The 23462-nt window shown below is 66.6% G+C and carries 15 protein-coding genes; 8 read left to right on the top strand and 7 right to left on the bottom strand.

Annotated elements, in window-relative coordinates; all coding sequences use genetic code 11:
• Position 1 precedes the first annotated feature (1 nt).
• The 5 genes from IGS61_RS00075 to IGS61_RS00055 all read left to right on the top strand — a co-directional run bounded on the left by IGS61_RS00075 (position 2) and on the right by IGS61_RS00055 (position 6039).
• Positions 2-439 (top strand): ATP-binding protein, encoded by a 438-nt coding sequence (locus tag IGS61_RS00075; protein ID WP_230537457.1) that lies wholly within the window; start codon positions 2-4, stop codon positions 437-439.
• On the top strand, positions 436-1521 hold the full coding sequence (locus IGS61_RS00070; protein WP_230537456.1) for an ATP-binding SpoIIE family protein phosphatase: 1086 nt from the start codon (positions 436-438) through the stop codon (positions 1519-1521). Before IGS61_RS00075 ends, IGS61_RS00070 begins: the two co-directional genes overlap by 4 nt.
• On the top strand, positions 1518-3341 hold the full coding sequence (locus IGS61_RS00065) for an ATP-binding protein (RefSeq protein ID WP_230537455.1): 1824 nt from the start codon (positions 1518-1520) through the stop codon (positions 3339-3341). The genes IGS61_RS00070 and IGS61_RS00065 overlap by 4 nt, the downstream gene beginning before the upstream one ends.
• Entirely contained in the window at positions 3328-4845 is a 1518-nt protein-coding gene (locus tag IGS61_RS00060; RefSeq protein ID WP_230537454.1) for an ATP-binding response regulator, read from the top strand. The genes IGS61_RS00065 and IGS61_RS00060 overlap by 14 nt, the downstream gene beginning before the upstream one ends.
• A 72-nt stretch (positions 4846-4917) precedes the next feature.
• Positions 4918-6039 carry a metallophosphoesterase gene (locus tag IGS61_RS00055; RefSeq protein ID WP_230537453.1) on the top strand — a complete coding sequence of 374 codons (1122 nt, stop codon included), beginning with the start codon at positions 4918-4920 and terminating at the stop codon, positions 6037-6039.
• Between the two features lie 3 nt (positions 6040-6042).
• Here the strand turns inward: IGS61_RS00055 and IGS61_RS00050 are convergent, their stop codons facing one another.
• Both IGS61_RS00050 and IGS61_RS00045 read right to left on the bottom strand, forming a co-directional pair.
• The gene (locus tag IGS61_RS00050; protein ID WP_230537452.1) at positions 6043-6795 is read right to left on the bottom strand and encodes a DUF4303 domain-containing protein; all 753 of its coding nucleotides are present in this window, start codon (positions 6793-6795) and stop codon (positions 6043-6045) included.
• Positions 6796-6811: 16 nt separating this feature from the next.
• Entirely contained in the window at positions 6812-7735 is a 924-nt protein-coding gene (locus IGS61_RS00045) for a LysR family transcriptional regulator (protein WP_230537451.1), read from the bottom strand.
• A 124-nt stretch (positions 7736-7859) separates the two neighbouring features.
• Between IGS61_RS00045 and IGS61_RS00040 the strand changes: the two genes are divergently transcribed.
• Positions 7860-8624: an SDR family oxidoreductase gene (locus IGS61_RS00040; protein WP_230537450.1), complete on the top strand. Its 765-nt coding sequence runs from the start codon at positions 7860-7862 to the stop codon at positions 8622-8624.
• 50 nt (positions 8625-8674) lie between these two features.
• On the opposite strand, the gene IGS61_RS00035 is transcribed toward IGS61_RS00040, so the two are convergent.
• The 5 genes from IGS61_RS00035 to hpaR form a co-directional block, all read right to left on the bottom strand.
• Positions 8675-10075 (bottom strand): cytochrome c, encoded by a 1401-nt coding sequence (locus tag IGS61_RS00035; protein WP_230537449.1) that lies wholly within the window; start codon positions 10073-10075, stop codon positions 8675-8677.
• Positions 10072-11682, bottom strand: coding sequence for a GMC family oxidoreductase (locus IGS61_RS00030; protein ID WP_230537448.1), 1611 nt, complete (start codon positions 11680-11682; stop codon positions 10072-10074). The genes IGS61_RS00035 and IGS61_RS00030 overlap by 4 nt, the downstream gene beginning before the upstream one ends.
• A 9-nt stretch (positions 11683-11691) precedes the next feature.
• Positions 11692-12225: a sorbitol dehydrogenase family protein gene (locus IGS61_RS00025; RefSeq protein ID WP_230537447.1), complete on the bottom strand. Its 534-nt coding sequence runs from the start codon at positions 12223-12225 to the stop codon at positions 11692-11694.
• 28 nt (positions 12226-12253) lie between these two features.
• Positions 12254-13420, bottom strand: a complete 1167-nt coding sequence (locus IGS61_RS00020; RefSeq protein WP_230537446.1) for a porin — start codon at positions 13418-13420, stop codon at positions 12254-12256.
• A 302-nt stretch (positions 13421-13722) separates the two neighbouring features.
• Positions 13723-14178, bottom strand: coding sequence for a homoprotocatechuate degradation operon regulator HpaR (gene hpaR, locus IGS61_RS00015; protein WP_230537445.1), 456 nt, complete (start codon positions 14176-14178; stop codon positions 13723-13725).
• Positions 14179-14665: 487 nt separating this feature from the next.
• On the opposite strand from hpaR, the gene IGS61_RS00010 reads away from it, so the two are divergent.
• Positions 14666-16210: a ShlB/FhaC/HecB family hemolysin secretion/activation protein gene (locus tag IGS61_RS00010; RefSeq protein WP_230537444.1), complete on the top strand. Its 1545-nt coding sequence runs from the start codon at positions 14666-14668 to the stop codon at positions 16208-16210.
• Between the two features lie 42 nt (positions 16211-16252).
• A partial coding sequence (locus IGS61_RS00005) for a two-partner secretion domain-containing protein (RefSeq protein WP_230537443.1) occupies positions 16253-23462 on the top strand: 7210 nt, incomplete at its 3' end.

Below are 23462 nucleotides of genomic sequence, written 5' to 3'. Positions count from 1 at the left end.
CGTGCTAGGCGCGCAGGCCCAGGAGCGGGTGCAGGCGGCGGTGCAGCAGATCCTGCCCCTGCATAGCGATGAAGACGTCGTGCGGCTGCGCAAGCAGGTGCGCGACAGCATGGTCGCCATGGGGTTTGGCCTGATCGAACAGACCAAGATCATCACGGCGGCCAGCGAACTGGCGCGCAACACCCTGCGCTACGGCGGCGGCGGCGAAGCGCGCATCGCGCGCGTCAGCGATGGCGCGCGCCAGGGCCTGGAACTGCGCTTTGTCGACGCGGGACCGGGCATCGACGATATTCCCCTGGCGCTGACCGATGGCTATACCAGCGGCGGCGGGCTGGGACTGGGGCTGGGCGGCGCCAAGCGCCTGGCCGACGCTTTTCACATCGACACGGCGCCCGGCGCGGGCACCACCGTCACCATCGCGAAATGGAAGCTGTTTTGAACCACCATGCACCACAGCCTGACATTCTCAGGCAACGCAGTTTTCCCATCGGCGAACCGAGCGAGATCGCCGCGGCCCGCCGCGCCGGCAACGAGCTGGCGCGCCGCATCGGCTTCGACGACGTGCGCACGGGCCAGCTGGCCATCCTCATCAGCGAAGCGGCCACCAACATCGTCAAGCACGCGCAGCGGGGCGAAATCCTGCTGCGCAAGGTGCTGCGCGGCGGCACCAGCGGCATCGAAGTGCTGGCCATCGACAGCGGCCCCGGCATGGCCAACGTGCGCCAGCACATGCAGGATGGCCATTCCACCACGGGCACCTACGGCGTGGGGCTGGGCGCGATACGCCGCCTGAGCCAGGAATTCGACCTGTACACGGCGCCGGACAAGGGCACGGTGCTGATGATGGTGGTCTGGGGCCAGCACGCCAGCAGCGCCATCCCGGCCCGCCCGAACTGGCAGATCGGCGCCGTGTGCCTGCCGCTGGCGTCGGAGCAGGTCTGCGGCGACGCCTGGAACGTGGTCTGCGAAGGCCATGAACTGAGCCTGATGGTGGCCGACGGCCTGGGCCACGGCCCGCTGGCGGCCCGGGCGTCGGAAACGGCCAGCGCGCTGCTGGAACACGATACGCCCGGCCTGCCGCCCCTGCCCGCCCCCTTCATCGAACTGGCCCACGGCGCCCTGCGCGCCACGCGCGGCGCGGCCCTGGCCGTGGCGCACATCGACAGCGCGCGCCACGAACTGCGCTATGCGGGCGTGGGCAACATCGCCGCCTGCGCCTTCGATGCGCAGCAGCGCCGGCATTTGCTGTCGCATAACGGCATCGTCGGCAGCAATCTGCGCAAGGTGCAGGAATTCTGCTATCCGTGGCAGCCGGGAACGACACTGATCATGCACAGCGACGGCCTGCACACGCGCTGGGACCTGGAACGGTATCCAGGGCTGGCGCATTGCCATCCCAGCCTGGTCGCCGCCGTGCTGTACCGCGATTTTGCGCGCGGGCGCGACGACGTCACGGTGGTGGTGCTGCGCGAGCATGAGGAGCACCGGCATGCCGGTGCGGAAAGGAACGACACGCCATGACGCAACGCATATTGACGGCGCATATCGGCAGCGAACTCGATGTGGTGGGAGCGCGCCAGCGCGCGCGCCAGATCGCCGCCCTGTGCGGCTTCGGCGTGCAGGACCAGGTGCGCATCGCCACGGCCGTGTCGGAACTGGCGCGCAACGTCTACAACTACGCGGGCAGCGGCAAGGTGCATTTCGCCATCGATGGCCAGACGGCGCCGCAGGTGCTCAGCATCCGCATCGAAGACCGGGGCCCCGGCATCGCGCAGCTCGACCGCATCCTGGCCGGCACCTACCGCTCGCCCACGGGCATGGGCCTGGGCATCCTGGGCGCGCAGCGCCTGATGGACCGCTGCCATATCGACAGTGCACCGGGCGACGGCACGCGCATTACGCTGCACAAGCTGTTCCCGCGCGACGCGCCGCTGCTCGACGGGCAAAGCATCGGCACCCTGTCCGGCAGCCTGCAGGCGCTGCCGTCGGACATCACGCTGTCCGAAGTGCAGCAGCAGAACCGCGAACTGCTCGCCACCCTGGCCGAACTGAAGACGCGCCAGGACGATTTATTGCAGCTGACGCGCGAGCTGGAAGACACCAACCGGGGCGTGGTGGCGCTGTTCGCGGAACTCGATGAAAAAGCCGACCACCTGCGCCGCGCCGACCAGATGAAATCGCGCTTCCTGTCGAACATGAGCCATGAATTCCGCACGCCGCTCAGCTCCATCCGCGCCCTGTCCAAGCTGCTGCTCGACCGCATCGATGGCGAACTGTCGGAGGAGCAGGAAAAGCAGGTGCTGTTCATCCTGCAAAGCGCCGTCAGCCTGAGCGACCTGGTGAACGACTTGCTGGACCTGGCCAAGATCGAGGCGGGCAAGGTCGACGTGCACGCCAACAGTTTTCAAATAGCCGACCTGTTCAGCGCCCTGCGCGGCATGCTGCGCCCGCTGCTGGTGTCCGAATCGCTCACGCTCACCTTCATCGACCCCGACCCGGCCCTGCAGATACACACGGATGAAGGCAAGCTGTCGCAAATCCTGCGCAACTTCATCGCCAACGCCCTCAAATTCACGGAAGCGGGAGAAATCGTCGTCAGCGCCACGCCCTTGCCGGAGCAGGACGCCATCCGCTTTTCCGTCTCCGACACGGGCCTGGGCATCGCCGCCGAGGACGTGCAACTGATCTTCGAGGAATTCAGCCAGGTGGAAAACCACATGCAGCGCAAGGTCAAGGGCACGGGCCTGGGACTGCCCCTGTGCCGCAACCTGGCCACCCTGCTCAATGGCACGGTGGCCGTGGAAAGCACGCCGGGCCAGGGCTCGCTGTTTTCCGTCGTCCTGCCCGCCAGCTACCATGCGCCGGAAGGCAGCCTGCCGCCAAGCGCGCCGGCCAACGACAATGGCAACGACCAGCGCATCGGCGTGCTGGTGGTGGAAGACAATCCGCCCATCCGCCTGCTGTATGAAAAATTTTTGGCCGGCAGCGAATTTCGCGTGGTTCCCGCTCGCAGCGTGCGCGAGGCGCAGGAGCGCTGGGAACAGCAGCGCCCCGCCGCCGTCATCCTCGACATCCTGCTGCACGGCGAAACGGCCTGGCACTGGCTGGCCGAGCTGAAAAACGACCCGCTGCGGCGCCAGGTGCCCGTCATCGTCGCCACCGAGATCGACGACGTGCGCAAGGGCCTGGCCCTGGGCGCCGACGCCTACTACGTCAAGCCGCTGTCGCGCCAGCAATTGCTGGCGACCCTGCGCGCGCTGATCGGCAACCAACACCACCGGCAAGAGCCGGCTCCGCCGCAAGGCACAACCAACTGGGACAATGCGCATGCTACCGGATAACAACAGCGATGCTCTGATCCTGAACGTCGATGACAGCGACGGCGCCCGCTACGCCAAGTCGCGCATCCTCCAACGCGCCGGCTTCAAGGTCATCGAAGCGTCGAACGGGGGCGACGCGCTGCTGCGCGCCCGCCAGGACCGGCCCAACCTGATCCTGCTCGACGTCAAGCTGCCCGACATCAACGGCCTGGAAGTGTGCCGCCAGCTGAAGGGCGGCGCCGAAACGAACACCATCCTGGTGCTGCAGACGTCGGCCTCGTGCATCGGCACGGCCGACAAGATCCGCGCCCTCGATGGCGGCGCCGACAATTACCTGGTCGAGCCGATCGAGGCCGATGAACTGATCGCCAACGTCAAGGCGCTGCTGCGCCTGGGCCGGGTCGAGCGCGCGCTGCGCGACGTGGACCGCCGCAAGGATGAATTCCTGGCCACCCTGGCGCACGAACTGCGCAATCCGCTGGGCCCCATCCGCACGGCGCTGGCCCTGCTGTGCAAGCTCGACCCCGTCGTGCCGGCCGTGCAGGACAATGCGCGCCGCACCATCGGCCGCCACACGGACCACCTGGTGCGCCTGGTGGACGACTTGCTCGACGTGTCGCGCATTTCGCAGGGCAAGATCTCGCTGCAATGGGAAAGCGTGGGGCTGGCCAGCGTCATCCGCAGCGCGCTGGAAACGAGTTCGCACAGCATCGAGGCGCGCGGCCATGCGCTCGACGTGCATCTGCCCAAGGAAGAACTGCGGGTCTGCGGCGACGCCGTGCGCCTGTCGCAGATCGTCGCCAACCTGCTGCTCAACGCGGCCAAGTTCACGGCGCCGGGCGGGCGCATCGCCATTTCCGCCGCGCGCGAGGGCGACAATGTGCGCATCCGCCTGAGCGACAACGGCATCGGCATCGCCGCCGCCAGCATCGACAGCATCTTCGGCCTGTTCGAGCAAAGCGGGCATTCGCCCGACCGGGTGCAGGACGGCCTGGGCATCGGCCTGTCGCTGGTGCGCAACCTGGTGAGCCTGCACGGCGGCCAGGTCAGCGTGCACAGCCCCGGCGTGGGGCTGGGCAGCACCTTCGAAGTCATCCTGCCCCTCGACGCCAACGTGCCCGTGCCGGCCGCCGGGCCGGCGCCGCAGCCGGCCGCCAGCGGCAGCCGGCGCATCCTCGTCGTCGACGACAACTGCGATGCGGCCGACACCCTGGCCGAACTGCTGGAAATGTACGGCCACACGGTGCGCACGGCCTACACGGGCGCGCAAGCGACCGAACGCGCGCTGGAATTCAAGCCCGACATCGTCTTTCTCGACATCGGCCTGCCCGACATGAGCGGCTACGAAGTGGCCGGCAAACTGCGCCAGTTGCCGATACCGCAGCAATTCCAGCTCGTGGCGCTGACCGGCTATGGCCAGGAACACGACCGCCAGGCGGCGCTGCAGGCCGGATTCAACGAGCACTTCGCCAAGCCTGTCGATTTTGGCAAGCTGGCCATGCTGGGGCTGCAGATCGCCCAATGAACGGGGTGGCGCCTGCCGGTTGACCCGGCCTCGGCTATAATCGGCGGCCGCCCCCCCCACTGGAAGCATCACATGACAAGCCGCACGCCGCTGCTGCGCATCACCATGATACTGGGCGCCCTGCACGCCCTGCTGGGCTGGCTGCTGCTGCCCGCGCTGCCCGTCGGCCTGGCCGGCTGGCTGCTGGGCGGCGCCGTCTTGCTGGCCTCGACCATGCTCATGCCGATGACCATCTTCGCCCGCGCCGTCACCCATGACGCGCGCCTGGCCGACCGATTGAGCTGGGCCGGCTCGCTGTGCATGGGCTTTTTTTCTTCATTATTCGTGCTCACCGCGCTGCGCGCGCTGCTGATGCTGATTCCCGCCACCCACCCGCACGCCCAGGCATCCGCCGTGGCGGCGCTGGCCCTGGCGCTGCTGGCCACCGTCATTGGCTTCATCAACGCCCGCCGGGTGGCGCGCGTGCGCGAAGTGACGGTGCCGATCGCCGGCCTGCCGGCCGCCCTGCACGGTTACAGCATCGTGCAGCTGAGCGACATCCACGTGGGCGCCACCATCAAGCGCGCCTACGTGGAAGCCATCGTGGCGCGCGCCAATGGACTGCAGGCGGACCTTATCGCCATCACGGGCGACGTCGTCGACGGCACGGTGACCCAATTGGGCGCGCATACGGCGCCGCTGGGCGAGCTGCGAGCGCGCCACGGCGTGTTTCTCGTGACGGGCAACCACGAATACTATTCGGGCGCCGCGCCGTGGGTGGCGGAGTTCCGCCGCCTGGGCTTACGCGTGCTGATGAACGAACATGCGGTGCTCGAACACGGCGGCGCGCGCCTGGCGATCGCCGGCGTCACCGATTTCAATGCCGGCGCCTTTGATCCGGATCAACGCAGCGACCCGCACGGCGCCATCGCCGGCGCACCGGCCGACATCCCCCGCATCCTGCTGGCGCACCAGCCGCGCAGCGCGCCCGAGGCCGAAGCGGCCGGCTACGACCTGCAATTGTCGGGCCACACGCACGGCGGCCAGTTCTGGCCCTGGAATCTGTTCGTGCCGCTGCAGCAGCCCTACGTGGCGGGCCTGCACCGGCGCGGCCGCCTGTGGATTTACGTCAGCCGCGGCACGGGGTACTGGGGGCCGCCCAAGCGCATCGGGGCGCCGGCGGAGATTACGAGGCTCAGGCTGGTGGCGGCATAGCCATTAATCGGCCCAGCTGGCCATCCATGCCTCGAAACGCGCCACCACGGCCGGCGGATTCAAACGCGCCATGGCGCCTTCCAGCGGCTCGCTGTCGCTGACCTCGAACAGCAGCATATTTTCATCGCGCTCGGCGCCCGTGCCGAATACCCGTTCGGCGTCAAGCTGCGCCAGCGCCGCGATGCAGGCGTCGAACACGCCAGCGCGGAAGGTGGCGAAATCGACGTCGAACGGCAGCTCGCGGTGCGCCTGCAGCAGCAAGCGATAGGCGCTGTCGAAGTAGGCGCCACCATCGTCAAACGCCCATTCGGCCGGATTCCACAGCATCTCTTCGCCGTATTCCGACGCGGCCAGCGCTTCGCGGCTGTTCGCCATGGGACCGATGGTCATTGCGCTGTCGTCGCTCACCAGCGCGAAAGCGTCGATGTGCTGCTCCGGATGCGCACGGCGCACGCAATCGAAAGCCTGGCGCGCGGCGTGCGCCACCAGCGCTTGCAGCAGCGCGAAATCGAAGACGGCCGGGTCGATGACGCTCGCGCGCGCCAGCGCGTAGCCGTCGGCCAGCGCCGCCTGGCAATGGGTGGAGTACGCGGCCTGCGCTTCGGCTTCGCTGGCGTAGTCCTTGCGCGTCTCTTCTCCCCAGGTCATGGCCGCGCCGGCGGCCGTCCACACGGTGCTGCCGAACACGCGCGCTTCCCGGAAACGGGCCGCTTGATCGCCGTCAAAGGTGTAAAACAGACTGTAGTTATCAGGCATGAGAATTTTTCTTTGTTTAATCGGGCCGCATCTGCGCGGCGAAATCGCGCTGGCGGAACTGCTCCAGCAAAAAATCGACGAAGACGCGCGTCTTCGCGGGCAACAGCTTCTTGCTGGGATAGTACACGGACAGGGGGCCGGAATCGGCATGCCAGCCGGGCAGCAGGCGGATCAACGCGCCGCTGCGCAAATGGGCCAGCGCGTGCGGCATGGGCAGCAGCGCCACGCCGACACCCATGACGGCCGCCTGCGCCATCGCGTCCGGGTCGTCGAAGATGGCGCGCGGCCGGCATTCGGCCACGCCTTCGCCGCCCTGCCCGTCGCGCAGTATCCAGCTGCGCAATCTGCCGCTGCCGGCCGAGCGGCGCGCCACGCCGTCGAATTGCGCCAGATCAAGCGGATGCGCGGGCATGGTCTTGCCCTGCATGAAGGCGGGCGATGCCGTGGCCACGACGTGGGCGTGGCCCAGTTCCCGGGCCACCACGCCCGGTGTCAATTCGATGCCGCCGCCGATGGCGACATCGAAACCTTCGCCGATCAAGTCCACTTGCCGGTTGTCGAAATGGCAGTCGGGGATGACGCCCGGGTAGCGCGCGATGAACTCGCCCAGCAGCGGCACCACGTAACTGCGCCCGAACGACGGCGCCATGCTGATTTTCAGGATGCCGGCCGGCTGGCCGCCCTCCTCGGCCACGCCGGCGATCGCCTCGCGCAGGGTCGTCAGGGCGCCGACTATCTGCTGCAGGAAGCGTTCGCCCCCTTCCGTCAGGGTCAGACGGCGCGTGCTGCGCTGGAACAGGCGCAGTCCCAGGCTCGTTTCCAGCCGCGCCACGTTCTTGCTGACGGCGGCCGGCGTCAGCCCCAGGCGGCGCGCGGCCGCCGAAAAACTGCCCAGTTCGGCGGACAGCACAAACGATTGCAAGTGATTGAGGGCGTCCATGCGCCTATTCTACCCGCACATTTGATAGTTTTAGTTGAAATTGATTGTAGCGATTCATGGCTACCGCGCAGGCAATACATGGCTGATACTGGCTGCATCTTCTCCACCACACAGAAAGCCCATCATGCAAACCCAAGCCACCACCTCCTCCCAGCCACTGCTGAACAAGATCGCGTTTGTGACGGGCGGCTCGCGCGGCATCGGCGCCGCCATCGTCCGCCGCCTGGCCAGCCAGGGCGCCACCGTCGTCTTCACCTATCAAAGCTCGGCCGCCGAGGCGCAGGCGCTGGCCGCCAAGGTGGAAGCGGCCGGCGGCAAGGCGCTGGGCGTGCAGGCCGATGCGGCCGACGCCAGCGCCCTGACGGCCGCCATCGACAAGGTGGCGGCGCAGTTTGGCCGCATCGACATCCTCGTCAACAACGCGGGCGTGTTCCTGCCCGGCGCCATCGACGACTTTTCGCTGGCGGACTTCGACAAGACGATAGCCGTCAACGTGCGCGCCGTGTTCGTGGCCATCAAGGCGGCCGTGGCGCACATGCAGACGGGCGGGCGCATCATCAACATCGGCAGCACGAATGCGCACCGCATGCCGTTCGGCGGCGCGGCCGCCTACGCGATGAGCAAATCGGCGCTGAGCGGCCTGACGCAAGGCCTGTCGCGCGACCTGGGCCCGCGCGGCATCACCATCAACAACGTGGAACCGGGCCCCGTCGCCACGGACATGAACCCGCCCACGGGCGACTTCGCGGACCTGATGCACGGCCTGATGGCGCTGCCCCGCCACGGCACGGCCGATGAAATCGCCGGCATGGTGGCTTACCTGGCCAGCGCGGAAGCGGCCTTCGTCACGGGCGCGGGACTGAAGATCGACGGCGGCTTCGCGGCGTAAAAAAAAGGGGTCAGACCCTTTGGGTCTGACCCCAGCCTCTGCTTCAGGGGTTACATCGACTTGCGCCGGCGTCCGCGCCACCACAGCAGCAATGCCAGCAGCACCAGCACGCCGACGATGATGCCCGCGCGGGCCAGGCCGATCAGGTTCGATGGCGCGCCGCCGTTGCGCAGGGTCGTCACCTGTTCCGCCGTCACCTTGATGGCGGGATTGCCGTACATCTTCTGTACGTAATTGCCGAGGGTGACGATCTGCTCGTCCGACAGGGTCTGGCGGAAGGCTGGCATCAGGTGTCCCGCAGTATGATTACCCTTGCCGTCCTGCCGTTCCACGCCATCGAGTATCGCCATCACCAGGTTGTTGCTGTTGCTGCGGCCCGTCACCGAGTTGTGGAACAAAGGCGGCAAGCTGCCGTCGAAACTGCCCTCGCCCCTGGCCTGGTGGCAGCTGGCGCACTGCGCATCGTACAGCTGCGCCCCCGACATCTTGTTCAGGTTTTGCGGCAGCGGCACGCCGCGGATGCTGCTCAGTTCCTCGCCCGCCTTGCCCCATTGCGTCACCGGCTGCGTGTCGGCCTTGTCGCGGATGGCGGGCACGCTCTTGACGTAGTGCGCGATGGCGTTCAGGTCCGCGTCGCTCAGGTGCCGCAAGCTATGGTCGATGGCTTCGGCCATCGGTCCCGCCGCCTGCGCCTTGTTCGCGGTACGGCCCGTGCGCAGGTAGCCGGCCAGCTCCTGCTGGCTCCAGCCGCCCACGCCGCTGTTCACGTCCGAGCTGATGTTCGGCGCAAACCAGGTACCCAGATCAAAGCCCCCCAGCTCCTTCGACAGCTGCTCGGCCATCAGCGCATTGCGCGGCGTGTGGCAGGTCGTGCAGTGGGCCAGCCCTTGCGCCAGGTAGGCACCCCGGTTCCATTCCATGCTCTTGGCTGGATCGGCCACGAACGGCTTTGTGTCGAGGAAGAGCCAATTCCAGCCCGCCATCGACAGGCGGATGTTGAACGGGAACGGCAAGTCCGTCTTTTGCGCCGGCGCCGTATCGACCGCCGCCACGCCATGCATGAAGTAGGCGTACAGGGCCGCCGTGTCGTCATCCGTCACCCTGGCGTAGGCCGTGTACGGCATGGCTGGGTACAGGTGCGCGCCGTCGGCCCGCACGCCGTGGCGCACGGCGTCGGAAAACTGCTTGAGCGTGTACTTGCCGATGCCGTGCGTTGTCGATGGCGTGATATTGGTGGCAACGATGGCGCCCAATGGCGTGGCCAGGGCCAGGCCGCCCGCCATCGGCTTGCCGCCCGGCACGCTGTGGCAGGCGATGCAGTCGCCCGCCGTCGCCAGGTAGCGGCCACGTTCGATGGCCTGCACGTCGGCGCCAGGGGTGTCGGCCGCCAGCACGGGCAAGGCCAGTGCCAGCAAGGCGGCGCCGGCCGCCATTCTGAAGGTCGCCATCATGCTGTTCCTCCCTGTTGTTCGTCAAGGATATGTTTGACGGTGCGCAAGGCCACGGCCAGGCCGTTTTCCGTCGAATTGCAGGTGCCGGACGTGGGCAGCACGCCCGTGCTGCACAAGAACAGGTTGGCATGGTCAAACGTGCGGCCCCACTGGTCGCACACGGCCTTGGCCGGGTCGGAACCCATCGACAGGGTGCCGCAGATGTGCTGGTTGTTGGCGAATACGCCTTCCTTGCTGTGGCGCAGATTGGTGCCACCCATCAGTTTGGCGATCTGCTCGAAATCCTGCTTCGAACGCTCGTGGCCCCGTTTCGTGTACTCGTCGATCGCATAATGCGCCTGCGGCTTGGGGATGCCCATGGCATCCTTCTCGCCGCTCAGGGCAATGCGGTTTTCCGGGTTCGGCAGCACTTCGAGCACGTTTTTCAGGCTCATTTCGCGCGCGGAGCGGAAACGCAGCTGCTGTTCGAATTCGGCGCCAAACACGCCCTTGCCGATCAATTCCCTGGTCGCGCCATCGACGCGCGAGATGTTCGTGAAATCGAGGCGGTACGGCGAGTGTTCGCTGCGGAAATCGCCGTCGCGCATGGTGTTGATGGAATTGGGGCTTTGCGGGCCCCGGCCCAGCCACAGGTCTTCATCGGCGTCGAAGGTGATCGAGGTGCTCGGGTGGTCCATCAGGTTGCGGCCCACCATGTCGCTGCTGTTGGCCAGGCCGTTCGGGTATTTGTCCGAGGCGGAAACGAGCAGCAAACGGGGGCTTTCGATGCCGTTGGCGGCCAGGATGAACGTCCTGGCCGTGACCCGGTGGCTTTTTTTGTCCACGTCGTAGTACAGGGCGGCCGTGATGCGGCCCTGCGCGTCGTGTTCCAGCTTGTAGACGTTGGCATTGCACACGATCCTGACGCCCGCGTCTTCCGCCTGCTGCGCGGCGATGCCGCCGTGGTATTGCGCGTCGATGGGGCAGATCGGCTGGCAGCTGTTGTTGCCGCAGCAGGCCGGGCGGCCATCGTAGCTGACGCTGTTGCGCGCCACCGTGTTGCCGACCACCTTGAATGACGGGTCGAGGCGCTCGCGGATGCGGCGCATGGCGTACGGCTCCGTCACGGCATCCATCGGGAATGGCTGCTTGCGCGGCGAACCCGTGTTGTCCGCGCCCGAGACGCCCATGATCTCTTCCGCTTCCTGGTAAAACGGCTCCAGGTCTTCATAGCTGATGGGCCAGTCGACACCCACGCCATACAGGGTATGGATGCGGAAATCGTTCGGCACGTTGCGCCACGCCTGCGCGGCCCAGTGCCACGAAGTGCCGCCGAACTGGCGGATGTATTCGGCCGGGTACGGATACGGGCCGGCCTGCACCAGGTAGCCGTTATCGGTCGGCTGGTAGATCGGGTGCGGCGCCGTGGCGACGGACGGATACGGCGACATCCAGTCGCTGCGGCGCGTCGTGTTGCGGAAACGGGCGACGATTTCGCCGCGCGACACGCGCGGGCCCGCTTCCAGGATCAGCACCGAGGCGCCGGCCAGCGCCAGTTTGCGCGCAGCCAGGGAACCGATGATGCCGGAGCCGATGACGAGGTAATCGGCGGAGAGTGCTTCAGCCATGATGGCTCCTTAAATGGGTTTTCTGGCCCAGCTGCCGTAGGCGCCGTAGGAATACGTGGGAGGCTTCAGGACGTCGGCCACGACGGCCGCGTTCAGCGCCTGCTCGTAGGCGACGCAGACGGCCGCCTCGCCCGTGCCGACGATGCCCAGATACCAGGCGCTGGCGATCTGGCGCGGCAGGGCCGCCAGCGGCGACTGGGCGGAGTCAAGCGCATCGAGCGCATCGAGCGCTTCCTGCAGGCCAGCCGCCTGCAAGCCCTGCGCATTGATCAGGGCCAGCAGCGCACGCACATTCGCGGGGAAGGCGGCGTCCTGCGCCACCAGCGCCTCATACAGGCGCCGGGCCAGCACGGGGTCGAGCACCTGGCGCCCCACCAGCATGGCGGACACGCCCAGGAAGGCGCCCTGCTCCGCACTGGCGACCGGTTCGGCCAGCGCCCAGGGAATCAGCGCCGCGGCCGAAGCCGACAGCAAGCCGGCCAGCACCATGCGGCGGCCGGGATTCAGGGGGCCGCGGCCCTCCTTGTGATGTGTAGCGTCCAATTGAAGCTCCCGTGAGTTCAGCAACCGTTCAGAAAGAATGCTTGAGGCCGACCATCACCACCGTCTGGCCGCCGTTCGAAGACGGCGTGCCGTTTTGCGAATCGCCGACCGAGGCGACGGCGTCGACGATGGCGCCGTTCTGGCCCAGGGTCTGGCCGCGCGCCACTTGGCGCGCTTCGATCAGGTAGATCGCCGTGCGCTTCGACAGCGCATAATTCTGTTCGAACGACAGCTGGCGGTAGCGTGCGCGGTCCGACACGCCGTTGGCGCGGCTGGCGAAGGTGTCGCTGTAGCCGGCGGACAGGAACCACTGCGGCGTCCACTGGTAGCTGGCGATCAGGCCGGCCGTATTGAAGATGGCCGTGTCGCGGAACGTGGAATGGCTGCCCGCCTGGTATTGCACGTTGCTGGCATTGGCGCCCACCATCCACTTGCCCATGGTGTAGCGCGCGCTGGCGGCGATGAATTCGATGCTGTCGGCCGAGGCGTAGCCCTGGTTGAGGGCCGAAATGCCGAAGCTGGCCGAGGCCTTGTCGCTCCAGCCCATGGCATTTTCGCCATTTTTCAGTTTCAGGTAGCCGAGCGCGAATTCCGCCGGCGAGGTACTGTACTTGACGGCGGCGCTGAAGCTGCTGCCCACGGCATTGCCGTCGGCCGCTTCACCGAAGCCGTATTGCGCGCTGGCCTGCAGGCCGCGCCAGGCGGGCATGCTGTAGGTGACGGAATTGCTGATGCGCACGGTCGTATCGAGGCCATCGATATCGCCCGGGTGCGCGCCCGTGGCGCCCGTCAAGACGTTGCTCGACGCCAGCGAGCCCACCAGCAGGTAGTACGGCGTGTACTGGCGGCCGGCCGTCACGCTGCCGTAAGCTGTCGATTGGAGGCCCACGTAAGCCTGGCGGTTGAACAGGGCGCTGGCCGAACTTTGCGCGCCCGTATCGCTTTCAAAGCCGTTTTCCAGCAGGAACAGCGCCTTCAGGTCGCCGCCCAGGTCTTCCACGCCCTGGAAACCGATCTTGCTGGCGGACAAGCTGCCGCTGCGCATGTAGGTGTTCGACTTGCCGCCCTGGTTGCTCGCGTAGGCGGTGGCCGCGTCGACCACGCCATAGATGGTGACATTGTTTTGGGCGCAAACGTTTGCGCCGACGAGCGTGGAGACGGCCAGCGCCGCGGCGCGCATGCATAGTGTGTTCATTTTTTTCCTGACTTTCCTGTTTTATCTGGCGAAATACGGGCGTGGCGCCGCGCTGCAGCCCTCCATTGAGAGCGGCATCCGCTGTTCTTCTTGATTTGGATCAAGTGAGGCAAATTATACGCTTATTTACTCACATGTAAGTGATCGACTGTAAGGCGTAGTCTTATAGCAAAACCGGCAGGCGCGCGGACGCATGCCCGGCAGGATGCGGCAATGCGTGGAACAGGCATGGCAAAAGCAGCGGCGGCGCGCGTAGAAAAACACGCGCCCGATGGGTGCTCAGGCAAGGAGAAGTTTGGGGTTCAGCGCAGGATGGCGGGCGCCACCGGCAAGGTTTCCAGGGCGATGAAGGCTTCCAGGGTGCGGCGCATGTCTTCGAACACCTGCTTGCCGTACGCTTCTTCCAGGTGGGCATACTGCAGGTCGATCAGCTTACCCATCTGCATCAGCAAACTGGCGCCCGCTTCCGACAGGTGCACCTTGCGGCGGCGCTGGTCGCCTTCGAACTTGCTGCGTCCGATCAGGCCGATCTCTTCCATGCGCGCCAGGATGCCGCTCATGCTGGGACTGGAAATCTGGCAGATCTCGCACAGTTCGCGCGGTTCCAGCGTCGGGCTTTCGTTCAGGGCGCGCATGATGCGCCACTGCTGCTCCGTCACGCCGAAGTGATTGAGGATGGGACGGAAATGCTGGAGCAGGCTGTCGCGCGCCTTCAGCAACAGTTGCGGCATGTTCGGATAACGGATCGGTAACTGCAAGCGGAACTCCCTGAAATGAGATGAAAGCCTGGCAATTATACGGGGCCGCGCAGGCAGATGGAGACGCCTGCTTTATTTTTCTCCATTTATATCGCGTGATAATGTGTGACTACGCGCTTGATATTTAATCCATCCATTAATTTGCGCCCGCCCATGCATATGGCGAAGACCATTTCCCCTATAAATCATTGCGCAACAATTAATACTATGTTGCGCGCTCTTTTATTATTTAAAGAAATAAAGAAAATACGGCAAAAACAGTCTTAAAATCGCCATTACCCACGCAGACAAGCGCCGACAAGGCGTGGCTGCCGATATTTTTCTGACAGCGAAAATCATGAAAAATTGCGATCGCCTCATTATCAGCCTATTGCTCAGTTCGATTAATGCAGCTTATGCCCAGGTGCCTCCCGATGCGGGCGCCTTATTGCAGCAGATAGAAAAAGGCCGGGCGCCCGCATTACCGAAAAAATCACCCCAGGAATTAATGCCGGCGCCGCCCCCCATGCAGGACGTGCCCGGCATGGCGGTGACGGTCAAGCATTTCCGCTTCCAGGGCAACACCCTGCTGGGCGATGCCGTGCTGCAGCAGGCCGTGGCGCCCTTCCTGGACCGGCCCCTCGCCTTCCAGGACTTGCAGAACGCGGCGCTGGCCGTGGCGGCTGCCTACCGCCAGGCGGGCTGGATCGTGCGCGCCTACCTGCCGCGCCAGGAAATCGATGGCGGCATCGTCACCATCCAGGTCGTCGAAGCCGTGTTCGGCGGCGTGCATACGCAGCCGGGCACCGCCCCCACGGTGCGCATGCCGCTCGAACGCATCGTGCCCTACGTCACGCGCGCCCAGCCCATCGGCGCGCCGCTGAATGCCGACGCCCTCGACCGCGCCCTGCTCGTCATCGACGACTTGCCGGGCGTGACGGCGGCCGGCAACCTGGCCGCCGGCCAGCGCGAGACGGAAACCGACCTGGTCATGAAACTGGGCGACGAGCCGCTGCTGACGGGCGACGCCGGCATCGACAATACGGGCAACCGTTCCACGGGCGCGGCGCGGGCGGCACTCAACCTGGCAGTCAACAGCCCCTTGCACCTGGGCGACCAGGCAGTCGCCAACCTGATCCACTCCGAAGGCAGCGATTATGTCCGCCTCGCCTACAGCCTGCCGCTGGGCAGCGGCGGCTGGCGCGCGGGCGTCAGCGGCTCCCACCTGTCCTACCGGCTGACCGCCGATGAATTTGCCGCCCTGCACGCCAAGGGCAGTTCCAACACCGCCGGCATTGACGCCAGCTATCCGCTGCTGCGTTCGCGCCTGCGCAACCTGTATCTGCAACTCAATTACGACGACAAGCGCTTCGACAACGCCGCCAACGGCGCCACCAGCAGCAATTACAAGATCCGCGCTTTCTCGGCCGGCCTGACCGGCAACCTGTTCGACAGCCTGGGCGGGGGCGGCGCAAACGCGGCCAGCCTCAGCATCATGCATGGCAAGCTGGACCTGGACGGCTCGCCGAACCAGCTGGCCGATGCGGCCACCACGCGCGCGGCCGGCAATTTCACCAAAGTGCGCTACTACGCCAGCCGCCAGCAGGCACTGACGCAGACGCTGTCGCTATATGGCGCCCTGAGCGGCCAGCAGGCGAGCAAGAACCTCGATTCCTCGGAAAAATTCTATTTGGGCGGCAATTACGGCGTGCGCGCCTATCCGGCCAGCGAAGCGGGCGGCAGCGATGGCCAGCTGGTGAATCTGGAACTGCGCTGGCGCCTGCCGGCCGACGTCAACCTGACGGGCTTTTTTGACTGGGGCCACGTCAAGGTCAACCACGACAACGACATCAACGGCGCCGCCCGCGTCAACGGCTACAGCCTGAAGGGCGCGGGCCTGGCCGTCAGCTGGACCAGCAGCTTCCGCCTGAACCTCAAGGCGGCCTGGGCGCGGCGCATCGGCAGCAATCCCAACCCGAACCTGAACGGCAGCGACCAGGACGGTTCGCTGCGCAAGAACCGCTTCTGGCTGCAAGCATCGCTGCCCTTCTGAACCCACCACCCCTCTGCCTGAACCGAACCGGAGAATGTCATCATGAGCGGACATGCCACCATCAATCGCTTCTATCGCCTGATCTGGAGCGAGGCGCAAGGCGCCTGGATCGCCGTCGCGGAACATACGCGAGGACGTGGCAAGCGCAGCGGGCGCGGCGCCTTCATGGCCGCCCTGTTCGCCGGTCTGGGCCTGGCGCCGGCCGCCTGGGCCGCGCCGCCCGCGCCAGGCCAGCTGCCGACGGGCGGCCAGGTGACGGGAGGCACGCTGAGCATCGGCCAGACGGGCGCGCAGATGACCATCAACCAGGCCAGCCAGCGCGGCGCCATCGACTGGCAGACCTTCAACGTGGGCGCCCAGGCCCAGGTCAGCTTCCAGCAGCCCAACAGCGCAGCCGTGACCCTGAACCGCGTGCAGGACAGCCAGGCCAGCCAGATCTTCGGCCGCATCACGGCCAATGGCCAGGTCTTCCTCAGCAACCCGAATGGCGTGTATTTCAGCCCCACCGCATCGGTCAGCGTGGGCGGCCTGGTGGCCACCACCCACACGATGAATACGGCGGACTTCATGGCCGGCAGCAGCACCTTCACGCGCAATGGCGCCACGGGCGCGGTCGTCAACGACGGCAGCCTGCAGGCGGGACTGGGCGGCTACATCGCCATGCTGGCGCCGCAGGTGCGCAACAACGGCATCGTCATCGCCCAGGCCGGCACGGTGGCCATGGCGGCCGGCGAGCAGATCGCGCTGCAGTTTGCCGACAGCCGCACCCTGGCCGGCGTGCTGGTGTCGCCCTCGGCCATCGCCGCGCTGGTGGAAAACGGCGCGGCCGTGCATGCGCCGGGCGGCCTCATCATCATGTCGGCCCAGGCCGCCAACCAGCTGCAGGGCGGCGTGGTGCGCAACAGCGGCGCGCTGGAAGCGACGGGCCTGGCCGCGCGCGGCGGCAAGATCGTGCTCGACAGTTCCGGCCTGGTCGACAATGGCGGCAGCCTCGACGTTTCGGGCAGCCAGGGCGGCGCCATCGCCATCGCGGGCGACCGCATGCTCAATGCAGGCAGCCTGCGCGCCGATGGCGGCGGCGCCATCGCGAGCACGCTGGCCAACGGCCTGGTGGAAACGGCCAGCGCCACCGTCTCGGCGCAAGAGGGCGGCAGCATCGCCATCGACGGCGGCGCCGGCAAGGTCTACACGTCGGGCCGCTACCAGGCCGACGGCGAGCATGGCGGCAAGGTCGTCATCACGGCCCGCGACGTGGCCCTGATGGGCGCCAGGGTCAGCGCCACGGGCGCATCCGGCGGCGGCACCATCCTCGTCGGCGGCGATTACCAGGGCAGGAATGCGGCCATCCGGAATGCCGTCAATACCACCGTCGGCAAGGGCGTGACCCTGAACGCGGACGCCACCGGCGCCGGCAACGGCGGCAAGGTGGTCGTCTGGTCGGAAGAAAAGACCGTCTTCGGCGGCGACATCGGCGCGCGCGGCGGCGCCTGGGGTGGCGACGGCGGCATCATGGAAGTGTCCGGCAAACAAACCCTGCATTTCGGCGGCACGGCCAACGGCTACGCGCGCTACGGCAAGTCGGGCACCCTGCTGCTGGACCCGAAAGACATCTACATCGACAGCCAGCTGTCGGGCCAGCTGGAATTCGTCGACCCGCACCCCACGGCCGGCGGCAGCTTCGGCAAGACCACCACGGCGCTGACCACGACGGCGGGCGCCACCATCACGCGCACCGGCTATGTCGTCATCACGAATCCGGACGACAACCTGGGCGCCACCGGCGCCGGCGCCGCCTACCTGTTCCGCCAGAGCGACCAGGCGCTGATCTCTACCCTGTACGGCACGCATGCGGGCGACAAGGTGGGCAGCTATGCCGTCACGGCGCTGGCCAACGGCAATTTCGTCGTCAGCAGCAATCTGTGGAACGCGGGTCGCGGCGCCGTCACCTGGGGCAACGGGACAACGGGCTGGGGTGCGGGCGCCGTGGCATTATCGTCAAGCAACAGCCTGGTGGGCAGCACGGGCACGCACTTGAGCAGCCAGGGCTATGCCACCTCGGACAATGTGGGCGGCAGCGCCATCAAGACCTTGTCGAACGGCAACTATTTGGTCGGCACGGGAAGCTGGTCCGATTCGCGCGGCGCGCTCACCTTCGGCGACGGCAGCACGGGCGTGTCCGGCGTCGTCAGTGCCGGCAACAGCCTGGTGGGCAGCACGCCGATGACCATCGTGCTCGCCGATGGCTACAAACAGTACAAATTCGGCGATCAGGTGGGCGGCAGCATCAACCTTTTGCCCAACGACAACTATGTACTGGTGAACTCGGGCTGGAACAAGGGCGTGGGCGCCGTCACCTTCGGTTCCGGCAGCAGCGCGCTGACGGGCGTGGTGGGCGCGGCCAACAGCCTGGTGGGCGACAGCACGCGCTTCGACGCCTCGGGTCAAGGGAACGGCACGGACAAGGTCGGCAAATACTTCCAGGCGCTCAGCGGTTCCCGCTTCCTCATCTACGGTTCGGACTGGAACAACAATGCCGGCATGCTGGCCACGTTTGATGGCGTCAACGCCGTCACGGGCCTCGTCTCGTCCGCCAACAGCCTCGTTGGCGGCGCCTTCGATTCGCTGTCGTCCGGCGGCGTCACCTTACTGGGCAGCAATAACGCCTATGTGATCAGCAGCCCGGGCTGGAACAGCTCGCGCGGCGCCGCCACCTGGGTGGCTTACGCCACGAACGTCAAGGATGTCATCGTGGCCAACGGCCTGGTCGGCGCCACCACGGGCGACAGCATCGGCAGCAAGGCCATCACCGCGCTGGCCAACAACGATTACGTGGTGTCGAGCCCGAACTGGAACGGCACGCGGGGCGCGTCCACCCTCGTCGACGGCACCACGGGCTTGAGCAAGGCCAGCCAGGATGGCACGGTCGGCGCCGGCAACAGCCTGGTCGGCAGCCAGGTCAATGACCGGGTGGGCGCGGGGGGCATCCTGGCCCTGGTCGGCAATGGCAATTACCTGGCCCTGAGTCCGTACTGGGCCAATGGCGGCAACGCCAGCGCCGGCGCCGTGACGTGGAACAGTGGCAGCAGCCCCACGCTGGGCGCCGTCTCGGCCGTCAACAGCCTGGTCGGCAGCTTCAGCGGCGACCGTATCGGCTCCTACCAGTACAACAGTTACCAGACCAACAATCCCGTACCCGTGCTGCAGGAAGGCACGTCGATTACCGTGCTATCGAACGGCAACTACGCCGTGGCCAGCCCCATGTGGAACGGCACGCGCGGCGCCGTCACCTGGAGCAACGGCGCCACCGGCGCCACGGCCGATGGCGGCCACACGATCAGCGCCGCCAATAGCCTGATCGGCAGCAATGTCAGCGACTTCATCGGCGGCTTCGTCGTGCCGTCCGACATCATCACCAATCCCGCGACCAGCGCCACCAGCCACCAGGATGCCATCGGCAACGGCATTACCGGGCTATCGAACGGCAATTTCGTCACGGCCAGCAGCTACTGGCGCAATGGCGCCGCGCTGCGCGCCGGTGCCGTCACCTGGAGCGATGGGGGCGGCGCGCCGGCCGTCGGTGCCGTGTCGTCCGCCAACAGCCTGGTCGGCAGCGTCACGGACGACCGGGTCGGCACGGGCAAGAACAATGTGAGCGGCGTGACGGCCCTGCTGGCCGGCTACGACGGCGACGGCAAGCAGTTGTACAGCGGCAACTATGTCGTCTCCAGCATCCTTTGGAATAATGGCGCGCTGGCCGATGCGGGCGCCGTCACCTGGGGCAGCGGCACGGGGCCCCTGACGGGCACGATTTCCGACAGCAACAGCGTGCTGGGCTTGAAGGCGAACGACAGCAAGGACTGGACCGTCGCGCCGCTGGCCGTGGCCGGCAGTTACCTGATCCAGAACCAGTACTGGGACAATGGCGCCGCCACGGGCGCCGGCGCGTTGACGTGGATCAATGGCAGCACGGGCCGCCTGTCCGACTATGCGGCGCAGGGCAACCGCAACATCATCTCCTCCGCCAACAGCCTCGTGGGCACCCAGGCCGGCGACAATATCGGCTCTTATGTCGACTATCTGTACAATTACGATGCCGTCAACAATGTCAACCGCTATACGGGTAATTATGTTGCCCTGAGCACCAGCTGGGCCAATGGCGCCAACGCGGCGGCCGGGGCCGTCACCTGGGGCAGCGGCGTGGCCGGCGTCAGCGGCGTGGTCGGCCGGGACAACAGCATCGTGGGCGAAAAGGCCGGCGATTACCTGGGTTCCTACTACGCAGCACTGATCAACGGCCACTATGTGGTGTCCAACCCCACCCGCGACATCAACGGCATCGTCAACGCCGGCGCCGTCAGCTGGGTCGATGGCAACACGGGCAGGCTGAACGACTATGCAGCGCAGGGCAACCAGAACATCATGTCGGCCGCCAACGCCATGGTCGGCAGCCACGTCAACGATTACCTGGGCACCAGCATCCAGCTTGCCACGTACTACGGCACCACGGCCGATTATGCGAATGCCGGCTATTTCATCATTTCGCCGGACTGGAACTGCGGCGCCGGCGCCGTCAATTTCATCAGCAATGCGGGCGCCCCCCTGAGCGGCACGACGGGCCCCGCCAATGCCGGGGTCGGTAATCCGAACGGTCGCTTCTGGGGCGGGCTCGGCTATTCCCCGAACATGTCGCTGGCCGGCACTGGCACCGCTTTCGTCACCTTCGCGGGCGACAACGGCCATGTGATCCTCGTCTCGTCCAGCATGCCGGCCGCCAATTCCATGTGGTTGCCAGGCGCCACCGGCTTCGGCGACGCCGAAGGCGCGACGCAGGCCATGACGCCCGACTACATCGCCGGCGTCTTGCGCACCGGTACCAGCGTGACCCTGCAGGCAAATAATGATATTTTCGTCAAGAGCGGCATCGACGCGAGCGGCGGCGTGGCCGGCGGCGCACTGACCATGCAGGCCGGGCGCAGCATTGCCGTGCTGGGCGACATCATCACGGGCAACCGCGACCTGAACCTGATCGCCAACGACAGCCTGGCCAACGGCGTCAAGGATGCCTACCGCGACGCGGGCATCGCCACCATCAGCATGGGCAGCAACGGCCTAGGCACGCCTGCCGTGATCGACGCGGGCACGGGCCATGTCTCGATGCTGATGGCCGACGGCAGCGACAAGAGCAACGCCATGGCCGGCTCGATCAGCGTCAACAGCATCACGGCGGCCAGCATCAAGCTGGTCAACCAGGGCAATGGCGCCGGCACCGTGGCCGACCTGCCCGACATGAGCGCCAATTGCTGCGGTTTCGACGTCGGCTACCGCGGCATCGGCGCTGACGTGACATTGAACGCCGGTGCCGTCCTGAACGCCAGCGGCGCCGGCACGGCCGTGACCCTGGCGGCGAAAGGCAATTTCAACAATAATTCAGGCAATGGCGCGGCGAGCATCGCCCTGTCCGACCCGGGCGCGCGCTGGCTCGTGTACGCGAGCGCCCCTGGCGCCAGCACGTTCGGCAACCTCGACAGCAACAATACGGCCGTCTGGAACAGCAGCTACACGGGCAGCGATGCCACGCAGACGGGCAACCGCTACCTGTTCGCCTACCAGCCCACCATCACCGTCAACACGCAAAACGTCAGCAAAACTTATGGCGACGACCTCGCCACGGGCACGGCCCTGGTGGACCAGGTCATCAGCCTGTCCGGCGCACAGGGCGCCGTGGCGGGCGCGTATCTCGGCGATACGGTTTCTACCGCCCTGTCCGGCGCCATCACGGCCACGTCCGCCGGCGCGGCCGCCAACGCCGGCGCGGCGGGCAGCCCCTACGCCATCACCGTCGACCTGTCCGGCGCCAGCGGCAACAACGGCTATGCCGTGATGCTGGGGAGCAATACGCCGCGTACCCTGACGGTGCAAAAGAAAACGCTGACGGCTTCGCTCAATCCCGTCAGCAAGACCTACGACGGCGGCAGCCTGATGGCCCTGTCGACCGGCGACTATGTATTGAGCGGCCTGGTTGGCAGCGAATCGTTCGGCATCATTTCCTCCTTTGGCCTGTACGGCGGCGTCAACGTGGGCAGCTATGCCGTCACCGCAACCTTGTCAGCAGGCAATTTCACGGCCGGCGCGGGCACCCTGGCCAGCAACTACAACCTGCCCACCTCGGCCAGCGGCACGGGCACCATCACGCCAAAGGCGCTGACGGCCGTGGTGATCGGCACGCCGACCAAGACTTACGACGGCAACGCCAACGCTATCCTTTCCGCCGGCAACTACCAGTTGCTAGGCTTTGCAGGCGGACAGTCGGCCAGCGTCAGCCAGGTGGCGGGCCTGTACAATTCCAGCGACGTGGCCGGCGCCAGCAGCGTCAGCGCCCTGCTCTCGGCCGGCGACTTCACGGCCGGCAGCGGCACCCTGTTCAGCAATTACATCCTGCCGACGAGCGCCAGCGGCGCGGCCGCCATCACGGCCAAGGCCCTGACGGCCAGCCTGACCGGCAGCATCGTCAAGACCTACGACGGCACGACCGCAGCGCTGCTGGGCAGCGCCAACTATAACCTGGCCGGTTTCATCGGCAGCCAGTCCGCCAGCATCGCGCAAACGGCAGGCAGCTACAATGCCGCCAATGTGGCCAGCGCGAACAGCGTGACGGCCAGCCTGTCGGCAGGCGACTTCACGGCCGGTTCCGGCACCACCCTGTCGAACTACGCTCTGCCCGCCTCGGCGAGCGGCGCCGCCAGCATCACGGCCAAGGCCTTGACGGCCAGCCTCGCGGGCAGCATAGGCCGCGCCTACGACGGCACGACCACGGCCAGCCTGGCAAGCACCAACTACACGCTTGATGGTCTGGTTTCGGGCGAATCGTTCAGCGTCACCAGGACCACCGGCACCTTCGACAGCCGCAACGCGGGCAGCCGCACGGTCAGCACGACGCTGTCGTCCGAGGATTTCACGGCCGGCATGGGCACCTCGTATGCCAATTACCTCCTGCCCACCAGCGCCACGGGCACGGGGACCATCACGCCGAAGGCCGTCGTGCTCACCGCGCCGTCCATCAGCAAAGTGTATGACGGCACTCTGGCCTATACCACCGGCAGCGGCGACCTGTCCGCCCTGTCGGCCGCCCTGGTGGCCGGCGACACGGTGACGAATGCCGCGTTCAGCTATGCCGGCAAGAACGCCGGCAACGGCAACAAGGCGGTCAATTTCAACAGCGCCACGCTCAGCGACGGCAATGGCGGCGGCAATT

The organism is Janthinobacterium sp. FW305-129, assembly GCF_020858115.1.
Lineage (GTDB): Bacteria > Pseudomonadota > Gammaproteobacteria > Burkholderiales > Burkholderiaceae_D > Janthinobacterium.
This window is presented reverse-complemented; position numbering and strand designations above follow the sequence as displayed.